The organism is Pseudomonas sp., from assembly GCF_030696055.1.
Lineage (GTDB): Bacteria > Pseudomonadota > Gammaproteobacteria > Pseudomonadales > Pseudomonadaceae > Aquipseudomonas.
Window position 1 is genome coordinate 1 of the sequence record NZ_JAUYNP010000048.1, and the last position, 17,736, is coordinate 17,736.

Here is a 17,736-nt window from a genome sequence, read left to right on the forward strand (position 1 = left end):
GATGGCGATGCCGCCATAGCGATCGCCGGCCCAGCTGGAGGCGACGCGCAGCCAGCAGCTGGTCTGGTCATTGGCCTGGCCCTCGCGGTCCCAGTGGAACTGCACTTTCACCCGGCCGTACTGGTCGCAGTGAATCTCTTCGCCGGCGGGGCCGGTGACCACCGCGGTCTGACTGCCCAGCACCTTGGGTTTCGGGTGCTGCAGGGGGGGGCGGAAGATCACGTCCCAGGGCGTGGCGCTAAAGCTATTGCGGTAGCCCTGCTGGAAGCCGTCGCTGAGTGCGGTGTGGCTGGTTACCGATTCTTCCAGCACCTGCGGCTGTTTGCCTTCATGGAATATCTCGTTCAGCAGCCATAGCTGGTGCCACTCCGCGCGCGGGTGCTCGCTAAGGGCGAGGAAGTGCCCGCTGACCAGCAGCGGCTGATCGCTTTCGCCCTGGGCCAGCTCATAGTCGCTGCGGTGGCGCTCCAGGTTGCGCTTGCTCAGGTGCTTGCCGCGTTCACGCTCGACGAAGCGGCCGGGGTAGTCGTAGTCCTCCAGGTCCGGGCTGAACTCGCTGCTAAAGGCGGCTTCCATCAGCAGCCTGGGTTTTTCGAAGTCGTAGTCGCGGCGGGTGACTCTGTTAGTGCGGGTTTCCAGGCGCAGGGCGAAGCGCTTGATCACCGGCTGGTCGGCGACCAGGCCGCTGTCTTGCTGGTAGGCGGTGGGCGCCAGCTTGGGGAACGGCGTCTGGTCGTCACCGAACACCAGCACATGGCCCTGGGCGCTGTGCTGGAAGTGGTAGTGAATGCCTTCTTCTTCGCACAGGCGCTGAATAAAGTGCAGGTCGGATTCGTCGTACTGCACGCAGTAGTCGCGCTTGGGGTAGACAGTCGGGCCGAGCTGAAAGGCGTAGGCATTGCTCTGGATGCCGTGCTCCTCCAGCACCTGGCCGATGATTTCCGCCACGCTGAGGTGCTGAAAAATCCGCTGGTTGCTGCGATGGGCCAGGTACGCCAGCTGCGGGCGCAAGGTGACGTGATAGCGGGTCAGGCGCTTGCCTGAGTCGCCCTGGGCAATGCGATAGATCAAGCCATGAATGCCGTTGCCGCCAGGCGCGAAGGCGAGAAAGGCCGGCTGATGCAGCAGGCTCTCCAGGTCGAGGTCGGGGCGCTCGCTGATCAGTTCCAGCTCGAACACGAAGGGCTGGCTGAGCGCCTCGCGGCCGCTGAATTCGAGCACCTGCAGATCGTGGCTGATGCCCACTATGTTCAGGCTGAAATGGGTCTGGTTGGCTGCGTTGAACATGCTCTTCTCCTTAAGCCTTAGACGTCAGCCGGGCTGATATTCAGCCGCTGCATGCGGTACAGCAGGGTGCGCCGCGGCAGGCCCAGTTCGCTGGCGGCGCTGGTCTGGTTGCCGCGGTTCTTGCGCAGGCAATCGAGCAGCAGGCTGCGTTCGACGCGCTCCATGCGTTCGCGCAGGTTGCTACCGCTCTCCAGCGGTTCCTGGTCCTGGCGCAGGTTGAAATGCTCGGGCAGCAGCTCGCCGCCTTCACACAACAGCACCGCGCGCTCCACTAAACCTTTCAACTCGCGCACGTTGCCGGGGAAGGCGTAGCCGGCCAGATGATCCAGGCTCTGCTCGGCCCAACGGCACGGCTCGCGCTGCAGAAAGGCGCTGGCCTTGGCGGCGAAATGCCGGGCCAGGGTCAGGATGTCCTGCTCGCGCTCGCGCAGGGCCGGCAGCTCGATGGGAAACTGCGCCAGGCGGTAGAACAGGTCTTCGCGAAAGCGCCCGGTTTCCACCAGGCTGCGCAGGTTGTGGTGGGTGGCGGCGACTATGCGCACGTCGACCTGGTGCGTCGCGGTCGAACCCAGCGGGCGCACTTCGCCCTCCTGCAACACGCGCAACAGCTTGGCTTGCAGGCTCAGCGGCATATCGCCGATTTCGTCGAGGAACAGGGTGCCGCCGTTGGCCGCATCGAACAGGCCCTGGTGGTCGCGCTCGGCGCCGGTAAAGGCGCCTTTGCGGTAACCGAACAGCTCGCTTTCCAGCAGGTTTTCCGGCAACGAGGCGCAGTTCTGCACGACGAAGGCCTTGCTCCGGCGGAAGCCGCAATCGTGAATGGCGCGGGCCACCAGTTCCTTGCCGGTACCGGTCTCGCCGGCCAGCAGCACGCTGACCGGGTTGTGCAGCACCTTGCTGATCAGCTGGTAGACCGCGCGCATCGGCGCGCTATCGCCGATCAGGCCATAGCCGCTGGCGCAGGGCGTACTGACGACGGCAACCGGCTGCTCGCTGCGCGGTGCACGCAGGCGTTGCAGCAGATGCAACTGGGCGATCACGAAGCTGCCGAGATGGCCCAGGGAATCGGCGAAGCCTTGCAGGTCGCGGGGCGTCTGGCTGGCGAGCAGCAGCAGGCCGTTGACCCGCTGCTGCTCATCCAGCAGCGGCAGGCATAGCAGGCTGCGCCAGGCTTGCCCGGCCTCCGGCAGAAAGCCGATCTGGTGCAGGTTGCTGTCCAGCTCATCGAGGCTGAGCACCTGGTTCTGGCACAGGCAATATTGCAGCAGCTGCTCGCCATCGTAGTCGCTGGACAGGCTGGCTTCGGCGCGCGGCTGCAGCAGGCCGGTCTGCCACTCGGCGCTGAGGGTCAGGCGGGTATGGCTGTCGTCCAGCAGGTACAGCTGGCTCAGCTCGCAGGCGGACAGCTGCGCGGCCGCCTCGACTACGCCGCCGAGCAGGGCATCCGCATTGGCCGCCCGCGCCAGCGTGGCGAAGCGCTGCAACAGCGCATCGGCATAGCGCAGCGGCTGCGGCACCTGATTGAACACCGGCGGCACCTTAAGCGAACTCACAAACCACCGTCCCTTCCGCATCCAGGGTGGCGTGCACGCGTTGCAGGCTTGCGCCGCTGGCCATGGCGTCGAGCAGGCGGTCGACCACCAGGGGTTGCAGGTGCTGGTCGATCAGGTGATCGATCAGGCGCGCGCCGCTGTCGCTGTGGCTGCAGCGTTCGGCCAGATGCTCCAGCAGGGCCGGGCAGTGGCTGAACTGCAGGTGACGGCGTTGCAGGCGCTCGCCGAAGCGCGCCAGCTTGAGGCCGACCAGTTCGTTCAACACCGCGCCATCGATCGGGTAGTAGGGCACCACGCGCATGCGGCCGAGCAGCGCCGGCTTGAAGTGCTGGCTCAGGGTCGGGCGAATCGCCTGCTCCAGGTCCTCGGCGTGCGGGCGTTGGCCGCCCTGGCAGAGGCTGGCGATACGTTCGCTGGCCAGGTTGGAGGTCATCAGGATCAGGCAGTTGCGGAAGTTGATCTCGCGGCCTTCGCCGTCGTTGGCCACGCCCTTGTCGAAGATCTGATAGAAGACGTTCATCACCTCCGGGTCGGCCTTTTCCACCTCATCCAGCAAGATCACCGAATAGGGTTTCTGCCGCACCGCCTCGGTGAGCATGCCGCCTTCGCCGTAACCGACATAGCCGGGCGGCGCGCCGATCAGCCGCGAGACGCTGTGCTTTTCCTGGAACTCGGACATGTTGATGCAGGTGAGGAAACGCTCACCGCCGTACAGCAGATCGGCCAGGGCCAGGGCGGTCTCGGTCTTGCCGACGCCGCTGGGGCCGACCAGCAGAAACACGCCCACCGGCGCGTCGCTGCGGTTAAGGCCGGCGGCGCTGGCGCGCATCGAGCGATCGAGGGCGACTATGGCCTGCTCCTGGCCGCGCACGCGCTGGCGCAGGTCGCTGGCGAAGCTCAGCACCTTGCTGTTGTGCTCGCGGGCCAGCTGGCTCAGCGGTACGCCGGTCCAGTGGCTGATCACCTCGGCCACCAGGCGCGGGCAGACTTCGAAGCTGACCAGGCGTTCGTTGGCCTGGGCGCTGGCCAGTTCGAGCTGCACGGCGCCCAGCTGGCTTTCCAATTGCTCCAACTCTGCTGCTGCGTCGTCGCTGTCTTCAGCTGGCACTTGGCGAGCCGTGGCGCATTGCTTGCGCAGTTCGAGCAGGCGCTCGGCCAGCTCACGCTGAGTCGCCCAGCGGGTTTCGATCTGCTCCAGTTCGGCGCTGGCCTGGCCCAGGCGAGTGGTCAGTTGTTCCAGCGCCTCGCTATCGATCTTTAGCCCGGCTTCCAGATCGCGGCCCAGGGCCTCGCTCTGCCGCTGGCCCTCGGCGATTTCCCCGCGCAAACGCTCCAGGGCCTCAGGCGCGGCGGCCAGGCTGATGCGCACCCGGGCGCAGGCGGTATCCAGCACGTCGACGGCCTTATCCGGCAGCTGGCGACCGGCCAGATAGCGCGCCGACAACTCGGCGGCGGCGACTACCGCGTCGTCGCGCAGATAGATGCCGTGGCTCTTCTCATATACCGGCGCGAGGCCGCGCAGGATGGTTACCGCCTCCGCGACTGTGGGCTCATGCAGTTGCACCGGCTGGAAGCGCCGGGCCAGGGCCGGGTCCTTCTCGAAGTACTTCTTGTATTCGCTCCAGGTGGTGGCGGCTATGGTGCGCAGCTCGCCGCGCGCCAACGCCGGCTTGAGCAGGTTGGCGGCATCACCGCTGCCGGCCTGGCCGCCGGCACCGATCAGGGTGTGGGCCTCGTCGATAAACAGGATGATCGGCTTGGGCGAGGCTTTGACTTCATCGATTACGCCCTGCAGGCGCCGCTCGAATTCGCCTTTGACGCTGGCCCCGGCTTGCAGCAGGCCGAGGTCCAGGCACAGCAGTTCGACGCCCTTGAGCACGGCCGGCACTTCGCCGCTGGCGATGCGCAGGGCCAGGCCCTCGACTATGGCGGTCTTACCGACGCCCGCTTCGCCGACCACTATCGGGTTGCTTTTGCGCCGCCGGGCGAGGATGTCGATCATCTGGCGGATCGCCGCGTCGCGGCACAACACCGGGTCGAGCTTGCCGTCGCGGGCCTGCTGGGTGAAGTTGTGGGTAAAGCGCGCCAGATTGGACTCACCGTTTGGCACGGCTTTGCCCGCCGCCTGCTGGGGCTGTTGGGCCATGGCGAATTCGCGCAGGCGCTCGGCGTTCAGCTTGGCCAACAGCGGCTGGTAGTGGCTGCCGGCGTAACGCATGGGGTTGCGCAGCAGGGCGAGGATCAGCGCGGCCTGGTCGACCTGGCTCTGGCCGAGTTCGAGGCTGGCCACCAGCAGGGCGTCTTGCAGCCATTGCACCAGCTCGGTGGCAAACACCGGGTTGCGCGATTCACTGTGTTCGCCGCGCGGTTGCAGGGCGCGGGCCAGCTCGCCGGCGTCCACCTCGGCATCCTGCAGGGCGCGGCTGAGCAGGCCTTCGGGGCGCTCGAGCAGGCCGAGCAGCAGGTCTTCCACCAGGATCTTGCTGCCGCCACGTACCACGCAGCGTTCGGCGGCTTTTTCCAAATCATGCTTGGTGGCGGCATCCAGGGCCTGGACCAGCTGTTGCAGATCGACGTTGATCATTTTCATCTTCCTTAATGAGCTTTACTGCCGAGGGTGACCACGCCGTCGGCGTTGTCACGCCCCAGCCAGGTGGTCCAGCCCAGCAGGCAGGGATTTTCCGCGCCGAGGCGCAATTCGCGTATTTCGTCCTGGCGCAGTTCCAGGCGGATGTCGTAGTCCAGCGGGTCGCGCAGGGTGAAGCGCACCAGGGCGCAGAGCGGCTGGTAGCCCGTGCCGATCGGCAGAAATTCGTGGAAGCGTGCCCAGTTCAGCTGGCGGATATGGATGCGGAACTTGCCGCCGCGGTCGCGCACGAACTCGCCGAGCACCAGGCTTTCGCCCAGCTGGCTGTTGGCCAGGCCGAGGCGGTTGCGCTGCTCACCGAGGATCTCCACCTGGCGCTCCAGGCATTGCTCGATATGCAGGTCGGCGTGCTTGAAGTAGTAACGCAGCACCGATTCGATCAGCGCCGCCGAGTGGGCGCGCAGGCTGAGCAGGCCGAGGTAGGGCAGCAGGCGTTTCCAGTTCAGCTCCGAGGCGGCGCGGATCTGCGCGCCACCGAGGCCGATCAGGGCGAACAGCTGCTCGGAAAAGGGGTCGACCGCGCCGCTCTGGAAGCGCGCGTGATAGCGGTATTTCTGCCAGGTGGGCAGCAGCAGGCGTTGCAGGCGGTTATTGAACAGGTCGAGAAAGGCCCGGGTCGGGTTGCCCTCAACACTGTCGCCCAGGGCCTGCTCGCCATAAAAAGCCGGCAGCGGCGAGCCGGCGCCGAACAGGCTGACCATATTGATGCGCATGCGGGCGCGCAGCTCGCCCTGCTCCTCGAAGAACTGCACGCGGTCGATATCGCTGCCGGGGAAACCCATGCTCGGGTTGGCCTGCAGCTCCAGGCGCAGATACAGCTCTTCCTCATCCAGCGTGGGATGGGCGAGCTGCAAGCGTTCCAGCACCAGTTGCACCGCCTGGAACAGGCTGTACTCGCGGATGCCCCGGCTAAGCCGGTTTAGAGCAGGGGCTGTTGCCCCATGCGCGGCGTCCATTGGTACACCTCTCCCTGTGTGCTCTGTACGCGCAGCTCGTGGTACGAGTTCAAGCTGGCATACAGGGCGAAAAATTCATTGAGCACCGTGGCGAAGAGAAACAGGTCGCCCTCGCCCACATAGCCCTCGGGGTTGATCGTCAGCTGGGTGCGCACTCCGCGCACCGGCAGGCCGCGGTGCAGGCGGTCGACGTGCTGGTGGCCGATGCTTTTCAGGCCGTCGAGCAGGCGCTTGCTGACCTTCTCCGCGTGCTGGTCGTAGTAGCGCGGCAGGTCGTAGGTCTCCAGGATCACCTTGAGCGCGTCGACGTTGGCCAGCGACAGGTAGTTCAGCGACATATTGCTGATCAGCTTCCACAGAAAGTCGCGGTGCAGCGGCGGCGCGTAGCTGGGCGTCACCGCGCTGATATTGCGGAAGGTGAGAAATTCCGGGGTGTCCTCGCTGGGCATGCAGATATCGCCGAGGCCCAGTTGGCGCGGCAGGTTCTGGTTGGTGCAGGTCAGCTCGATGGACAGCGTCTCGTGCTGATCGAGGTTGCGCAGGCCGAAACTCAGGTAGGTTTCCAGGCCGTCGCCGAGCAGCGAAGGTTGCTGGCGCACGCTGTAGTGCGGGCGCGCCAGGGGCACGTCGAAGCTGGCGTCGTGCTCGAAGGATTCGAACGGCACGTACTCCTCGTAACCCTTGCCTCCGGGCTTCCAGCCGGTGACGCGGTCCACCGAGAACACCCCGCAGTGCTGCGAGTCGAACTCGGCCGGCAGCAGCAGGTACTGGTCCTGCTTGCCGTCCAGGCGGATCGGGATGGCGTCGTGGGTGAACAGATTGACCACCGGGGTGCAATACAGCCGCACGTTGTCCAGGGTCGGGCGGATGCGCTGCACCCCGGCTTTCTGGATATCGAAACGCAGCTCCAGGCCATGGGCCTGCTTGAGCAGGTCCTCCGGCAGGCGTTTGAGCACGTCCAGGCCAGTCACATCGACGAAGAGGAACTTGTCCTGGAAGGCGAAATATTCCTGCAGGTAGCGGTAGCCGCGGAAGGTGTTGAGCGGATAGGGAATCAGCGCCTGGTCTTCGGCAAAGCCCACCGGCTGCACGCTGCTGCTGGGCAGCTGCAAGGCGGCGACAGGCTGGCCGTAGGTGTCCAGCAGCGGCTTGCCGGCGGCATCCAGCAGCACCAGCTGGATGCCGCCCAGATGGCGCAGCAGGCTCAGGTACAGCAGCTGGCTGATATAGCGCTCGCCGGCCAGGTGCAGGCGCAGTTGCTTGAGGTCGACTTCGCCCAGGTGACCATCGGCGCTCATCGCCAGGCGCAGGCTGAGCAGCGCGCCGTCGCCCTTGACCGAATAGTCCAGGCCATTCAGCGCCAGCGGCAGCACCTCAGTGGCGAAGCAGGTGCGGAAGCGGCAGGTCACGCCCTGGATAGGCTTGGACTCCACCGGCGTATTGCGCGGCACCGGCAGGGCCGGGCCCGGGCGCTTAAGCGGGTCGAACTGCAACATGCTGAAGGCCGGCAACGGGCGCATATAGTTCGGCCACAGCAGGTGCATCAGCGAATGGGTCAGCTCCGGCAACTCGTCATCGAGCTTCTGCCGCAGCCGTCCGGTAAGAAAGGCGAAACCTTCCAGCAGGCGCTCTACATCCGGGTCGCGCCCGCTCTGCCCACGAAACGGCGCCAACGCCGGGCTGCGCTCGGCAAAACGCTTGCCGAGTTGGCGCAGGGCGGTGAGTTCGCTCTGGTAGTAGTGGTTAAAAGACATTTCAGTGGTGCATCCCTGCCGTGGGGTCGTTGCATGGCCAATCACTGGCCGCTTGGATTTCTGCGTAGTCGTTGGGCATATGCTGTGGAATCAGCTTCAGATCCTTGAAGGCTGCTAAGGCGGGTGCCCAGTTACACCAATGCGGACTCATCCAGATGCAGCGGCGGGGCTTGTAGCCGGGTGCTTCGATGGACAGTACGGTGCTGCAGGCTGGGGCATCCGCCAGTAAGGCGAGCATGCGAAAGTCCGAGTGCGCGGCAAAAGCAAAACGGCCATTCGTATCGCTACGGGTTTTGTAGGTGCGCGATATATCGCTGCCGATTTCCAGCGTCAGTTGTGCACCGGTCACCGGCTTATCACTCTCGGCCGATAGCAGATTGCCCTCGATAAGCGGATTGACCGGCACCGAATGCGGGTAGATCACGCAGGCGCTTAATAACGAAGTAGCGCTAAGCAAGAAGGTGGCCTTTGTCATAAGAAATTGAGGTGCGTACATGACTAGCGGCCTACAAGTAAAGGGCAGAGATCGGGTGCATTTAAATGCCAGTATGAATCTCCGTATTTGACCTGTGCCTTTGTTTGAGCAAGCCGCTCAATAATCTCTGGCTTGTGAATTATCTTTGTTCCTATAGACCCTGTGATTGCCAGAGCATAGGACTCGCTTACGAATTTGCTAAGGTCTTGCCCATAGGAGCTATAGAGCAGCACTTCGATGGACTTATTTGGCGTTAACTCATAGTTGGTGCGAAATTTATCTAGATTGTGATTGTTAGAATAGTCTGTGACGGTAATGAGCAATGCATCTGCACAGGTGTTTTTGAAGATAACGTGAGTGCCATAAATTTCTTGATTGGTACAGCCATATAGACTGCAAAATAAAGCCAAAAATAAAATTCTATTAGTCATCGAAAGCCACTCGTGCAAGCCATATTAGCCCCAAGACATCTTCAGGCGCTGCCGAGGTTCGCTCCCATTTTGCTTGAGTTGGAACGGTTTTTACGTCGTCCGTAAAATAATGCATAAGATCGACTTCCCCAACTTTATGCAGATCATTTTTTGGTTGAGGGTTCTGCATTAATGTAGAAGTGTTTTTATGCTTCCAGGAATATGTGGGGATAGTGCCGCCGCCATACTCATTTAGGATAAGGTGGCCAAATTCATGTGCTGCGGTTTCCATGAACCATTCGTCAGCATCAATCCTTGCATACTGAATTGCACTATTCACGGGTAGGCTGGCGTAATACCTAAGGCGGTAGCCGAAGTTATGGTGGATATTCTTGAATACTGAAAAGCTTGTCGATCGACCACCCTCGGGAGTTAAGTTTTCAGTAAGCGGGAAGTTTTTTGCTTTTGGTTCGATATTTACTTGCGCTCTTACTGAAACCTTGTAAGCACCCCCGCTGCTTGCTACTGGGCTGCCGATTCCTTGATTGCGGCTGCCATCGCGCGACCAGTAATACTCGATACCTTTTTTGGCTAGGGCTTCCAGCTCTGTATAAGTCAAAGGTGTTAGAGCGGGACTCTTACCTTCTACTCCTCCATCTGAAAAGCTTGGCCGCACTGTAACTTCTACTGTGCCGGCATTGCGGTCGATTTTGCTGTCGACCCATTCCACTTCCTTGGCTTTATTCACCAGTTTCAGCTCAGAAATCTGCTTCTGGCTACCCTTGGAGGCCGTCAGGCGAACCATCAGCGCCGGGCTTTTCAGCACCTTGGTATCAAGAATTCCGGCCATGCTGTAGCCGTCCCACTGCCACAGATGTTCGCCTTCAGGCAGCAACACAGAGGTATCCGATTCGGCATAGAGCAGGGTGCTGCCGTCGAGAACCTCCAGGGTCAGACTGTCAGCGGCCTGCTTGCGATTGCGCACCAGAAAATCGATGGTTTCGCGGTTTTTCGTCGAGCCGCTGTTGAGTTCCTTGTAGCTGGGAATCTCAAGAGGAGTGAGGATTCGGTTTCCCCCGGATTTCAGTTGAATCCGGTAATCCAGTTCCTGCTTCTGCTCCGCCGCTTTGCTGTCTGGGCTTGTGGCTTCGATTACCGTTTCCGGAAGGATGACGGTTGCCTCAGGTGATATGGCAGAAGGCCCGCCACCGCCACCGCCACCGCCACCGCCACCGCCACCGCCACCGCCGGATGCGGTTTTCGGCGCAGCAACCGCGGCCACCGTCAGGGCGGCAACGGGGCTGACGGCCGCGCCGCCGCCACTGCTGCCGATCAGCACTGTGCCGGAGCCACTCACCACCACATTGCCGTGGTTGCCCAGCGTGCCTACGGTGGTCGCCGGCTTGCCGTTGATCAGCACGGTCGGGATCACGTTGCTGGCCAGTTTGCCGCCGCAGGCGGAGGCATCGCCCATGCGGGCGGCGGGCAGGCTGTCGAACAGCACGTCGGACGAGCCGGCGACTATCGGGTTGGTCGCGTGACCCGGAATCGGACAGGCGGTGGGGTCGCTGACGCGGGCGGCGGGTTTACCGGACATGGGCTCTCCTTAATTGACCTTGACCTGTCCGCTGCCATCCAGGCGCGCGGAGAAACTGACTTGGCGTCTAAAACCTTCGACCTGCAGCAGGCCTTCGATGGCGAAGGCCAGGCTTAGCGGGTCGTGGTCGCGGGGCAGGGAAATCACCCGCACCTCGCTTAAACGCGGCTCGTACGCTTCGATAAAGCGTTCGATGGCGATACGCGCCTGCTGCAGCGAATCGTGCAGCGACAGGCGCATATCGTTGAGATCGGGCAACCCGTAGTCGGGCAGCGTTTGCACGCTGCCCGCCCGGGTGCTGAGCATTTTCGCCAGATGGGCAGCCACCGAGGCCATGGCGGCGACCTCGCGGCTCCAGCCAGCACGTTGGCTGGCTTCACCGCCGAGGCGTTCGAATAGGCTGCCGTAGCTCACTGGCTGTTACTCCTTGTCCAGCTTGCCAACCAAGGACAGGGTGAAATCTGCACCCATATACTTGAAGTGCGGGCGCACGTTGAGGCTGACGCGGTACCAGCCCGGCTCACCATCGACGTCGCTGACGATCACCTGAGCGGCACGCAGCGGACGGCGGCTACGCACTTCGGAGCTGGGGTTCTCCTGGTCGGCGACGAACTGGCGGATCCACTTGTTGAGTTCCAGTTCGAGGTCGGTGCGCTCTTTCCACGCGCCGATTTGCTCGCGCTGCAGCACCTTCAGGTAGTGGGCCAGGCGGTTGATGATAAACATGTAGGGCAGCTGGGTGCCGAGCTTGTAGTTCAGCTCGGCGGTCTTGCCTTCTTCGCTGATGCCGAAGAATTTCGGCTTCTGCGCCGAGTTGGCGGAGAAGAACGCGGCGTTGTCGCTGCCCTTGCGCATGGTCAGGGCGATAAAGCCTTCTTCGGCCAGTTCGTATTCACGACGGTCCGAGACCAGCACTTCGGTGGGGATCTTGGTCTCGATCTCGCCCATGCTTTCGAAGTGGTGCAGCGGCAGGTCCTCCACCGCGCCACCGCTCTGCGGGCCGATGATGTTCGGGCACCAGCGGACTTTGGCGAAGCTGTCGGTGAGCTTGCTGGCGAAGGTGTAGGCGGTGTTGCCCCACAGGTAGTGCTCGTGACTGCCGGCGACGTTCTCTTTGTAGACGAAGGTCTTCACCGGGTTGTCTTCCGGGTCGTAGGGGTTGCGCAACAGGAAGCGCGGCACGGTCAGGCCGACGTAGCGGGCGTCTTCCTGCTCGCGGAAGCTCTGCCATTTGGCGAACTGCGGGCCTTCGAAGTGGTCTTTCAGGTCCTTCAGATCCGGCAGGCCGGTAAAGCTTTCCAGGCCGAAGAACTTCGGACCGGCGGCGGCGATAAACGGCGCGTGGGACATGCTGGCGACGCTGGCCACGTATTGCAGGGTCTTGACGTCCGGCGCGCTCGGGTCGAAGAAGTAGTTGGCGATCAGGGCGCCGACCGGCTGGCCACCGAACTGGCCGTATTCGGCGGTGTAGATGTGCTTGTACAGGCCGGACTGGGTGATTTCCGGGCTGTCTTCGAAGTCATCCAGCAGATCCTGCTTGGAGGCGTTGATGATCTCCAGCTTGATGTTTTCGCGGAAGTTGGTGCGGTCCACCAGCAGCTTGAGGCCGCGCCACGAGGATTCCAGGGCCTGGAACTCGGCGTTGTGGAGGATTTCGTCCATCTGCCGGCTGAGCTTGGCGTCGATCTCCGCGATCATGCGGTCGACCATGGCCTTCTTCACCGGCTCGTTTTCGTTCTGCGGCTTCAGCAACTCTTCGATAAAGGCCGACACGCCACGCTTGGCGATGTCATAGGCTTCGTCGTCCGGGGTCAGTTTGGTCTCGGCGATGATGCGGTCGAGAATGCCCAGTTCGGCGGCGCCGCGAGCGCTTTCCACTGCTGCACTAGTGCTCATGAATTAGCTTCCGTGTTAATTGAGATCAGGAGTAATTGAGATCAGGAGTCCAGCTTGGCTTGGGCAGCCAGGCCGAGTTCGCCGAGCACGCGGTCACGCGAGTCGTCGTCGGCGAGTACGCTTTCGATCGCCTTGCGGAAGGCCGGGGCGTTGCCCAGCGGGCCTTTCAGGGCAACCAGGGCGTCGCGCAGTTCCATCAGCTTCTTCAGCTCGGGCACTTGCTCGACCAGGTTGGCCGGGTTGAAATCCTTCATCGAGTGGATGCGCAGTTGCACGGCCAGTTCGTCGTCGGTCGCTTCGTCCTGCAGACGGTTGGGCACGCCGAAGGTCAGGTTGAGTTCCTGCTTGGCCAGCACTTCGTCGAAGCTGTTCTTGTCGATGCTGATCGGCTTGCGGTCTTCGATCTTGCGCTCGTCGGCGCGCTGGGTGAAATCGCCCAGCACCATCAGCTTAAGCGGCAGTTCGATCTCTTCCTGAGCGCCGCCGGTGGCGGGTTTGAAGGTGACGTTGATGCGTTCCTTGGGGGCTACCGAGCCTTCTTTGGCCATGGTCATTCTCCGTTGCGGTTATGGCCCGAGGGCCTAGTCCAGTACCACTTCAAGATCGAGGTGGCACAACCTGCGGTAGATCTCTTCCTGGTGTTCCCGTACGGCGTGGTTCTGCGGCAACAGCTCACAGCAGCTGTGCAGCATGCGCAGTACGTCCAGGGCGAGATCGGGTTCCCAGTCGCCGAGGCTCGAAGCCTGCAGCCACTGGTCAAGCGATTCGAGTTGGGTCTTGGCCAGGTCGTATTTCTTCGCGCCGTAGCACAGGCGCGCCAGGCACAGTTGCCAGAAGAAGCGTTCGCGGCCGCCGCGAGCCTTGGCCAGACCCAGTTTGAGTTGCTGCACGGCCGACTTGAGGCCGTCCTTGCGCAGCTTGGGCAGGGTTTCCTGCAGGGCGATTTCCCAGGCCGGCTGGCTGCCGCCCTCGTTGGCCACTGGCGCGCTTTCGCTGCTGGGCGCCTGCAGGTGCGGCATCACATGGGAGCTGAGCCAGGCGCGAGTCTGCGCATCGGCGAAGGCGTTGCCGTCGTGGTAGCGCAGCTCTTCCAGGCCACTCATGCGCTGCATAAATAAGGCCAGCTGGATTTCCACTTCGCGCATCGCCTGTTCGGCGGCCAAGCCTTGCAGGCATTGCCAGACCAAGTGCTGGCCGTCGAGCCAGAACGGCGCGCGGGCGATGCTGGCTTCCAGGTCGACCAGCAGGTCGGCGTACTGGCCTTGCTGGTAGCGCTCCTGGTAGCTGGCCAGCTTGTCGACCGGCAGGCCGCGCAGGGCGGTGATCTGTTCGGGGTTGCGTTCCGGCAGGCTGTCGATCGGCAGCCACAGCAGGGTGCGGGCCAGGCGCAGGGCGCGCAGGTCGCTGGCCTTCTGTTTGAGCCAGTAGGCGCACAGCGGGCGGGCCTGGTCTTGCAGGCTGCGCAGGCTCTTGTGCGCTTCTTTTTCGCTTTCGATGGGCGCGCCTGGGGTCAGCATCTGGCTGGCCGCTTGCTTGACCTGGGCGATGGCGGCGCCCACCGAGCCGGGCTCCGGTTGGCCCTGACTGGCGCGTTTGACCAGTTCGTCGAGGCGTCGGCACAGCGGCAGCAGCAGCGGCGCCTCTTCCCCCAGATGCTCGGCCAGGCAAGCTTCCAGAGCGCGCAGTTGTTCGGCCAGGCTGCGGAACAGCGCCAATTGCTCGCCAATCGGCACATGCTCGGCCAGCGCCTGCTCCAGGCGCGGGATCAGCCAGCTGATGGCAGCGGCCCGGGTGCGCGCCTTGCGCGGGTGCAGTTCGTCCCAGTGATTGAGGCAGAGGTAGTGCAGCAGGCTGAAACCGGCTTGCAGGCCGGCGAAGGATTCGCGCTGGTACAGGCCCCAGATCAGCCAGGCGGCGACGCGCAGATCCTTGGAGTGGGCGCTGAGCAGGATCTCGCTGTTTTCGCGGACCTTCTGCCAGTCGATGGCGCTGGTTTCATGCAGGGCGCTAGCCTTGCCCAGCTCGGTTTCGAGTACTTCGTATTCGCTGGAATAACGCACGTCAGTGCCGGCAAAGTTCCCTTCATTAATAGGAAGTTTGGCCAGCTCTAAATAATGAGCTGTGAGTTTGTTTGAATAGGTCATTCCATGACTCTGTAGTGGTGCAGGCAACTTAGCGGCGATCGCTTTATCCATTGATCAGTCGCTGGTACGTCATTCGAGTGCGCAACTTTTTGCGCACCTGGATGAGCAACAAGTTGCGCAGGTCCCTCGTGAGGTGGGCATCCTAGCCCCATGGGGCGGGGCCGACAACCGCTTAAAGTGTGAAGTCTGTAACAGGGATGGATATTGCTTGGTTAATTAATGGAACTATGGTGCCTATTAAGTGTGTGAACTAATAAGCAAGTGGATAAGTTTGCGCTGGCTGTAAGCAATGCGGCTGCCTAGTTGTAGGCAATAACTTACTGGCAAAGTAGTGGCGCATCACAAAAGTTAGGATGCCAGCATTCTTTTATGTGAACGGCGCCTGGGTTTTGTCTGGCTAAGTTATGCAACGCGAGGCGCTGTGCTGGCGCGCCCAGCCGGGCGCGCAAGGTAGGCAGGATGTAGCCCGGATGCAATCCGGGAGTGGAGGTACAGGCGGTCGATTTCCCCGGATTTTATCCGGGCTACAAAAATGCCGTTCACTTGCCTTAAGTGAACGGCATTACGGGGCAATCCTCGTCAGTCCAGCAGAGGTTCTGTCCATAGGCTTAGGCTGAGCCGGTGCTGTTCGCCTGGGGGCAGAACCAGGCTGTCATTCAGCGGGTTTGTCAGTGCTGGCTGTTCAAGCAGATAGAGGCTCCGTCCATAGGCTTAGGTTGAGTCGATGTTGCTCGCCCGGAGGCAGAACCAGAATGTCATTCAGCACCTTGGCGTGTTCGACGCACAACATGCCTTGCCAGGCGTCGTCGGCGAATTGCGACAGGCGTTTGGCCTTGTCGATCCAGGGGTTCCATAGCACCGCCGAGCCCGAGCCGCTGCTGTGCAGCTGGATGCGCCGCTGCCAGGCCGGGTCGCGGATGCTCAGTTGCGCCGGGGTGTCCAGGTAGATGCGGTCGGTCTCGCCGGCAAAACGCAGGGCGCCGCTCTGCTGGTGTTGCTGCCAGTCTTCCAGGGTGTCGATATAGCGGCAGCCGTGCAGGCCTTCGACCTCGACCTGGCGAATATCGCCGACCGCGAAGTAAGTGTGCAGTGCCTGGCTGATCGCCAGGGGCGTGTCGCCCAGGTTGCGGTTGCTGAGCTCCAGGTGCAGGCGATCATCCAGGCGGATGCTGAGTTGCAGCTCGGCGGCATGCGGCCAGGTCGGCAGCAGCTGTTCGCGGCTGTTGAAGCCGAAGCTAAGGCTGACCCCGGAGTCCTGATTGTCGATGCCGAGCAGTTGCCAATCGCGGTCGCGCACCAGGCCGTGGGCCGGCACCAGGCTGCCGCCCTGATACAGTTCCTGCACCGCCTGCGGGTTGCGCCGCAGGTCGCCGAACCAGGGCCAGCAAATCGGTACGCCGCCACGCACGCCCTGGCCTTGCTTGAATTCGGCCTGCTCGCTGAGCCAGATCAATGGCCGCTCGCCATCGCGCTGGTAACTGAGGATCTGCGCCCCCTGCTGGGCCACCAACAGTTCGGCCTCGGCAGTGCGCACGCGCCAGCAGGCCAACTCGTTGAATTCCACCCGCTCGACCTGTGGCCGTTGTTCGGCTGCGTTCATTGCTGCGCTCCTCTAACTGCACCTTAGGCAAAGTGTGAACCGCAGTCCCGGCAAAGGCCAGGTGTTGCTGGTTGATTCACTGACCTGGCGCATTGTTGTGGGGTTCCCGCTGTCCTAGGCTGAAAGCGGGTTAAGGAGAGATTGATGCGCAAATTATGGCTAGCGCTGCCGCTGCTGTTGGGTCTGGCGGCGGGGCTGTGGTGGTGGAGTCGGCCGCCGCCCTTACCGGTACGCCTGGTCGCGGTGGAACGCGGCGCGGTGGAGACCTTGGTGGCCAATACCCGCGCCGGTACGCTCAAGGCCTGCCGCCGCACTCAGCTGTCCTTCAACCTGGGCGGGCGGGTCGGCGAGCGCCTGGTGGAGGAAGGCCAGCGGGTGGCGGCCGGCGAGGTTTTGATGCGCCTGCGCCAGGACGAATTGCAGGCGCGCCTGCGCGAGGTCGAGGAGCACTTGCAGGGCCTGAGCAATCAGCGCGAGCAGCGCTGCCTGCAGGCCGAACTGGAGCAGCGCGATCATAGGCGGTTGGCGCGTCTGCGCGAACGCCAGCTGGTGGCCGAGGACAGGGTGGACCAGAGCGCCACCCGCGCGCGCCTGTCCGCCCTGGCCTGCAAGGGGGCGGCGGTGGCCATCCGCGAGACCGAAGCCAATCTGACCCTGCAGCGGGCGCTGCTGGATCAAGCCACCCTGCGCGCACCCTTCGCCGGCATAGTGGCCGAGATCAACGGTGAGGTCGGCGAGTTCGTCACTCCCTCGCCGCCGGGTATCCCCACCCCGCCGGCGGTGGACCTGATCGACGACAGCTGCCTGTATGTCGAGGCGCCCATCGATGAGGTGGATGCCGCCCGGGTCAAGCCGGGCATGCCGGTGCGCATCAGCCTGGACGCCTTTCGCGGCACGCAATACGCCGGCACGGTCAGCCGCATCGCGCCGTTTGTGCGCGACCTCGAACGCCAGGCGCGCACCGTCGATGTCGAGGTGCGCTTCACCCCGGTGCCGGCCGATCTGGTGCTGTTGACCGGCTACAGCGCCGACGTGGAAATCCTCCTGGAGCAGCGCCCCGAGACCCTGCGCATCCCCACCGAAGCGCTGCTGGAAGGCGGCCGGGTGCTGCGCTATGACCCGGCGGCCGGGGTACTGCGCGAGGTCAGGCTGAAGCTCGGCCTGGCCAACTGGCGCTGGAGCGAGGTGCTCGAAGGCCTGAGCGTGGGCGAGCGGATTCTCGCCAGCCTGGAGCAGGACGGCCTGGGCGATGGCGTGGCGGTGCTGCCTACGGACGCGGCCGCGCCATGATCCGCCTGAGCGCGGTGAGCCGCTGCTTCGTGCTCGGCGACCAGCAGATCAAGGGCCTGGATGCGGTGGACCTGCAGGTCAGCCCCGGCGAATACCTGGCGGTGATGGGCCCGTCCGGCTCGGGCAA

Annotated in this window: 14 protein-coding genes; 1 reads left to right on the forward strand and 13 read right to left on the reverse strand. The window is 63.2% G+C overall.

Translation table 11 applies throughout. From position 1 onward, the window contains the following. The 13 genes from tssI to Q8Q83_RS02870 all read right to left on the reverse strand — a co-directional run. Window positions 1–1,287 (reverse strand): type VI secretion system tip protein TssI/VgrG (tssI, locus tag Q8Q83_RS02810; RefSeq protein ID WP_305620950.1); only part of this gene is annotated, 1,287 nt, incomplete at its 3' end. Window positions 1,288–1,304: 17 nt separating this feature from the next. Continuing rightward, window positions 1,305–2,816 carry a sigma 54-interacting transcriptional regulator gene (locus tag Q8Q83_RS02815; protein ID WP_305620976.1) on the reverse strand — a complete coding sequence of 504 codons (1,512 nt, stop codon included), beginning with the start codon at window positions 2,814–2,816 and terminating at the stop codon, window positions 1,305–1,307. Window positions 2,817–2,826: 10 nt separating this feature from the next. Continuing rightward, complete coding sequence (tssH, locus tag Q8Q83_RS02820; RefSeq protein ID WP_305620952.1) at window positions 2,827–5,430, reverse strand: type VI secretion system ATPase TssH; 2,604 nt, start codon at window positions 5,428–5,430, stop codon at window positions 2,827–2,829. A gap of 5 nt (window positions 5,431–5,435) precedes the next feature. Then, window positions 5,436–6,443: a type VI secretion system baseplate subunit TssG gene (tssG, locus tag Q8Q83_RS02825; protein WP_305620954.1), complete on the reverse strand. Its 1,008-nt coding sequence runs from the start codon at window positions 6,441–6,443 to the stop codon at window positions 5,436–5,438. Beyond that, window positions 6,407–8,197: a type VI secretion system baseplate subunit TssF gene (gene tssF / locus Q8Q83_RS02830; RefSeq protein WP_305620956.1), complete on the reverse strand. Its 1,791-nt coding sequence runs from the start codon at window positions 8,195–8,197 to the stop codon at window positions 6,407–6,409. The genes tssG and tssF overlap by 37 nt, the downstream gene beginning before the upstream one ends. A 1-nt stretch (window position 8,198) precedes the next feature. Then, window positions 8,199–8,693, reverse strand: coding sequence for a carboxypeptidase-like regulatory domain-containing protein (locus Q8Q83_RS02835; RefSeq protein WP_305620958.1), 495 nt, complete (start codon window positions 8,691–8,693; stop codon window positions 8,199–8,201). Between the two features lie 2 nt (window positions 8,694–8,695). Beyond that, window positions 8,696–9,103 (reverse strand): hypothetical protein, encoded by a 408-nt coding sequence (locus Q8Q83_RS02840; protein ID WP_305620960.1) that lies wholly within the window; start codon window positions 9,101–9,103, stop codon window positions 8,696–8,698. After that, window positions 9,096–10,679, reverse strand: a complete 1,584-nt coding sequence (locus tag Q8Q83_RS02845; RefSeq protein ID WP_305620962.1) for a PAAR domain-containing protein — start codon at window positions 10,677–10,679, stop codon at window positions 9,096–9,098. The genes Q8Q83_RS02840 and Q8Q83_RS02845 overlap by 8 nt, the downstream gene beginning before the upstream one ends. 9 nt (window positions 10,680–10,688) lie before the next feature. Then, on the reverse strand, window positions 10,689–11,093 hold the full coding sequence (tssE, locus tag Q8Q83_RS02850) for a type VI secretion system baseplate subunit TssE (protein ID WP_305620964.1): 405 nt from the start codon (window positions 11,091–11,093) through the stop codon (window positions 10,689–10,691). Between the two features lie 6 nt (window positions 11,094–11,099). Continuing rightward, the gene (gene tssC, locus Q8Q83_RS02855) at window positions 11,100–12,575 is read right to left on the reverse strand and encodes a type VI secretion system contractile sheath large subunit (RefSeq protein WP_305620966.1); all 1,476 of its coding nucleotides are present in this window, start codon (window positions 12,573–12,575) and stop codon (window positions 11,100–11,102) included. A 41-nt stretch (window positions 12,576–12,616) separates the two neighbouring features. Continuing rightward, on the reverse strand, window positions 12,617–13,123 hold the full coding sequence (gene tssB, locus Q8Q83_RS02860) for a type VI secretion system contractile sheath small subunit (protein ID WP_305620968.1): 507 nt from the start codon (window positions 13,121–13,123) through the stop codon (window positions 12,617–12,619). 33 nt (window positions 13,124–13,156) lie between these two features. Further along, window positions 13,157–14,719: a type VI secretion system protein TssA gene (tssA, locus tag Q8Q83_RS02865; RefSeq protein WP_305620970.1), complete on the reverse strand. Its 1,563-nt coding sequence runs from the start codon at window positions 14,717–14,719 to the stop codon at window positions 13,157–13,159. Window positions 14,720–15,401: 682 nt separating this feature from the next. Beyond that, window positions 15,402–16,319, reverse strand: a complete 918-nt coding sequence (locus Q8Q83_RS02870; RefSeq protein WP_305620972.1) for a D-hexose-6-phosphate mutarotase — start codon at window positions 16,317–16,319, stop codon at window positions 15,402–15,404. Between the two features lie 144 nt (window positions 16,320–16,463). Here Q8Q83_RS02870 and Q8Q83_RS02875 point away from each other — a divergent pair, with 144 nt between their 5' ends. Continuing rightward, entirely contained in the window at window positions 16,464–17,609 is a 1,146-nt protein-coding gene (locus tag Q8Q83_RS02875) for an efflux RND transporter periplasmic adaptor subunit (protein WP_305620974.1), read from the forward strand. Window positions 17,610–17,736: the final 127 nt, after the last annotated feature.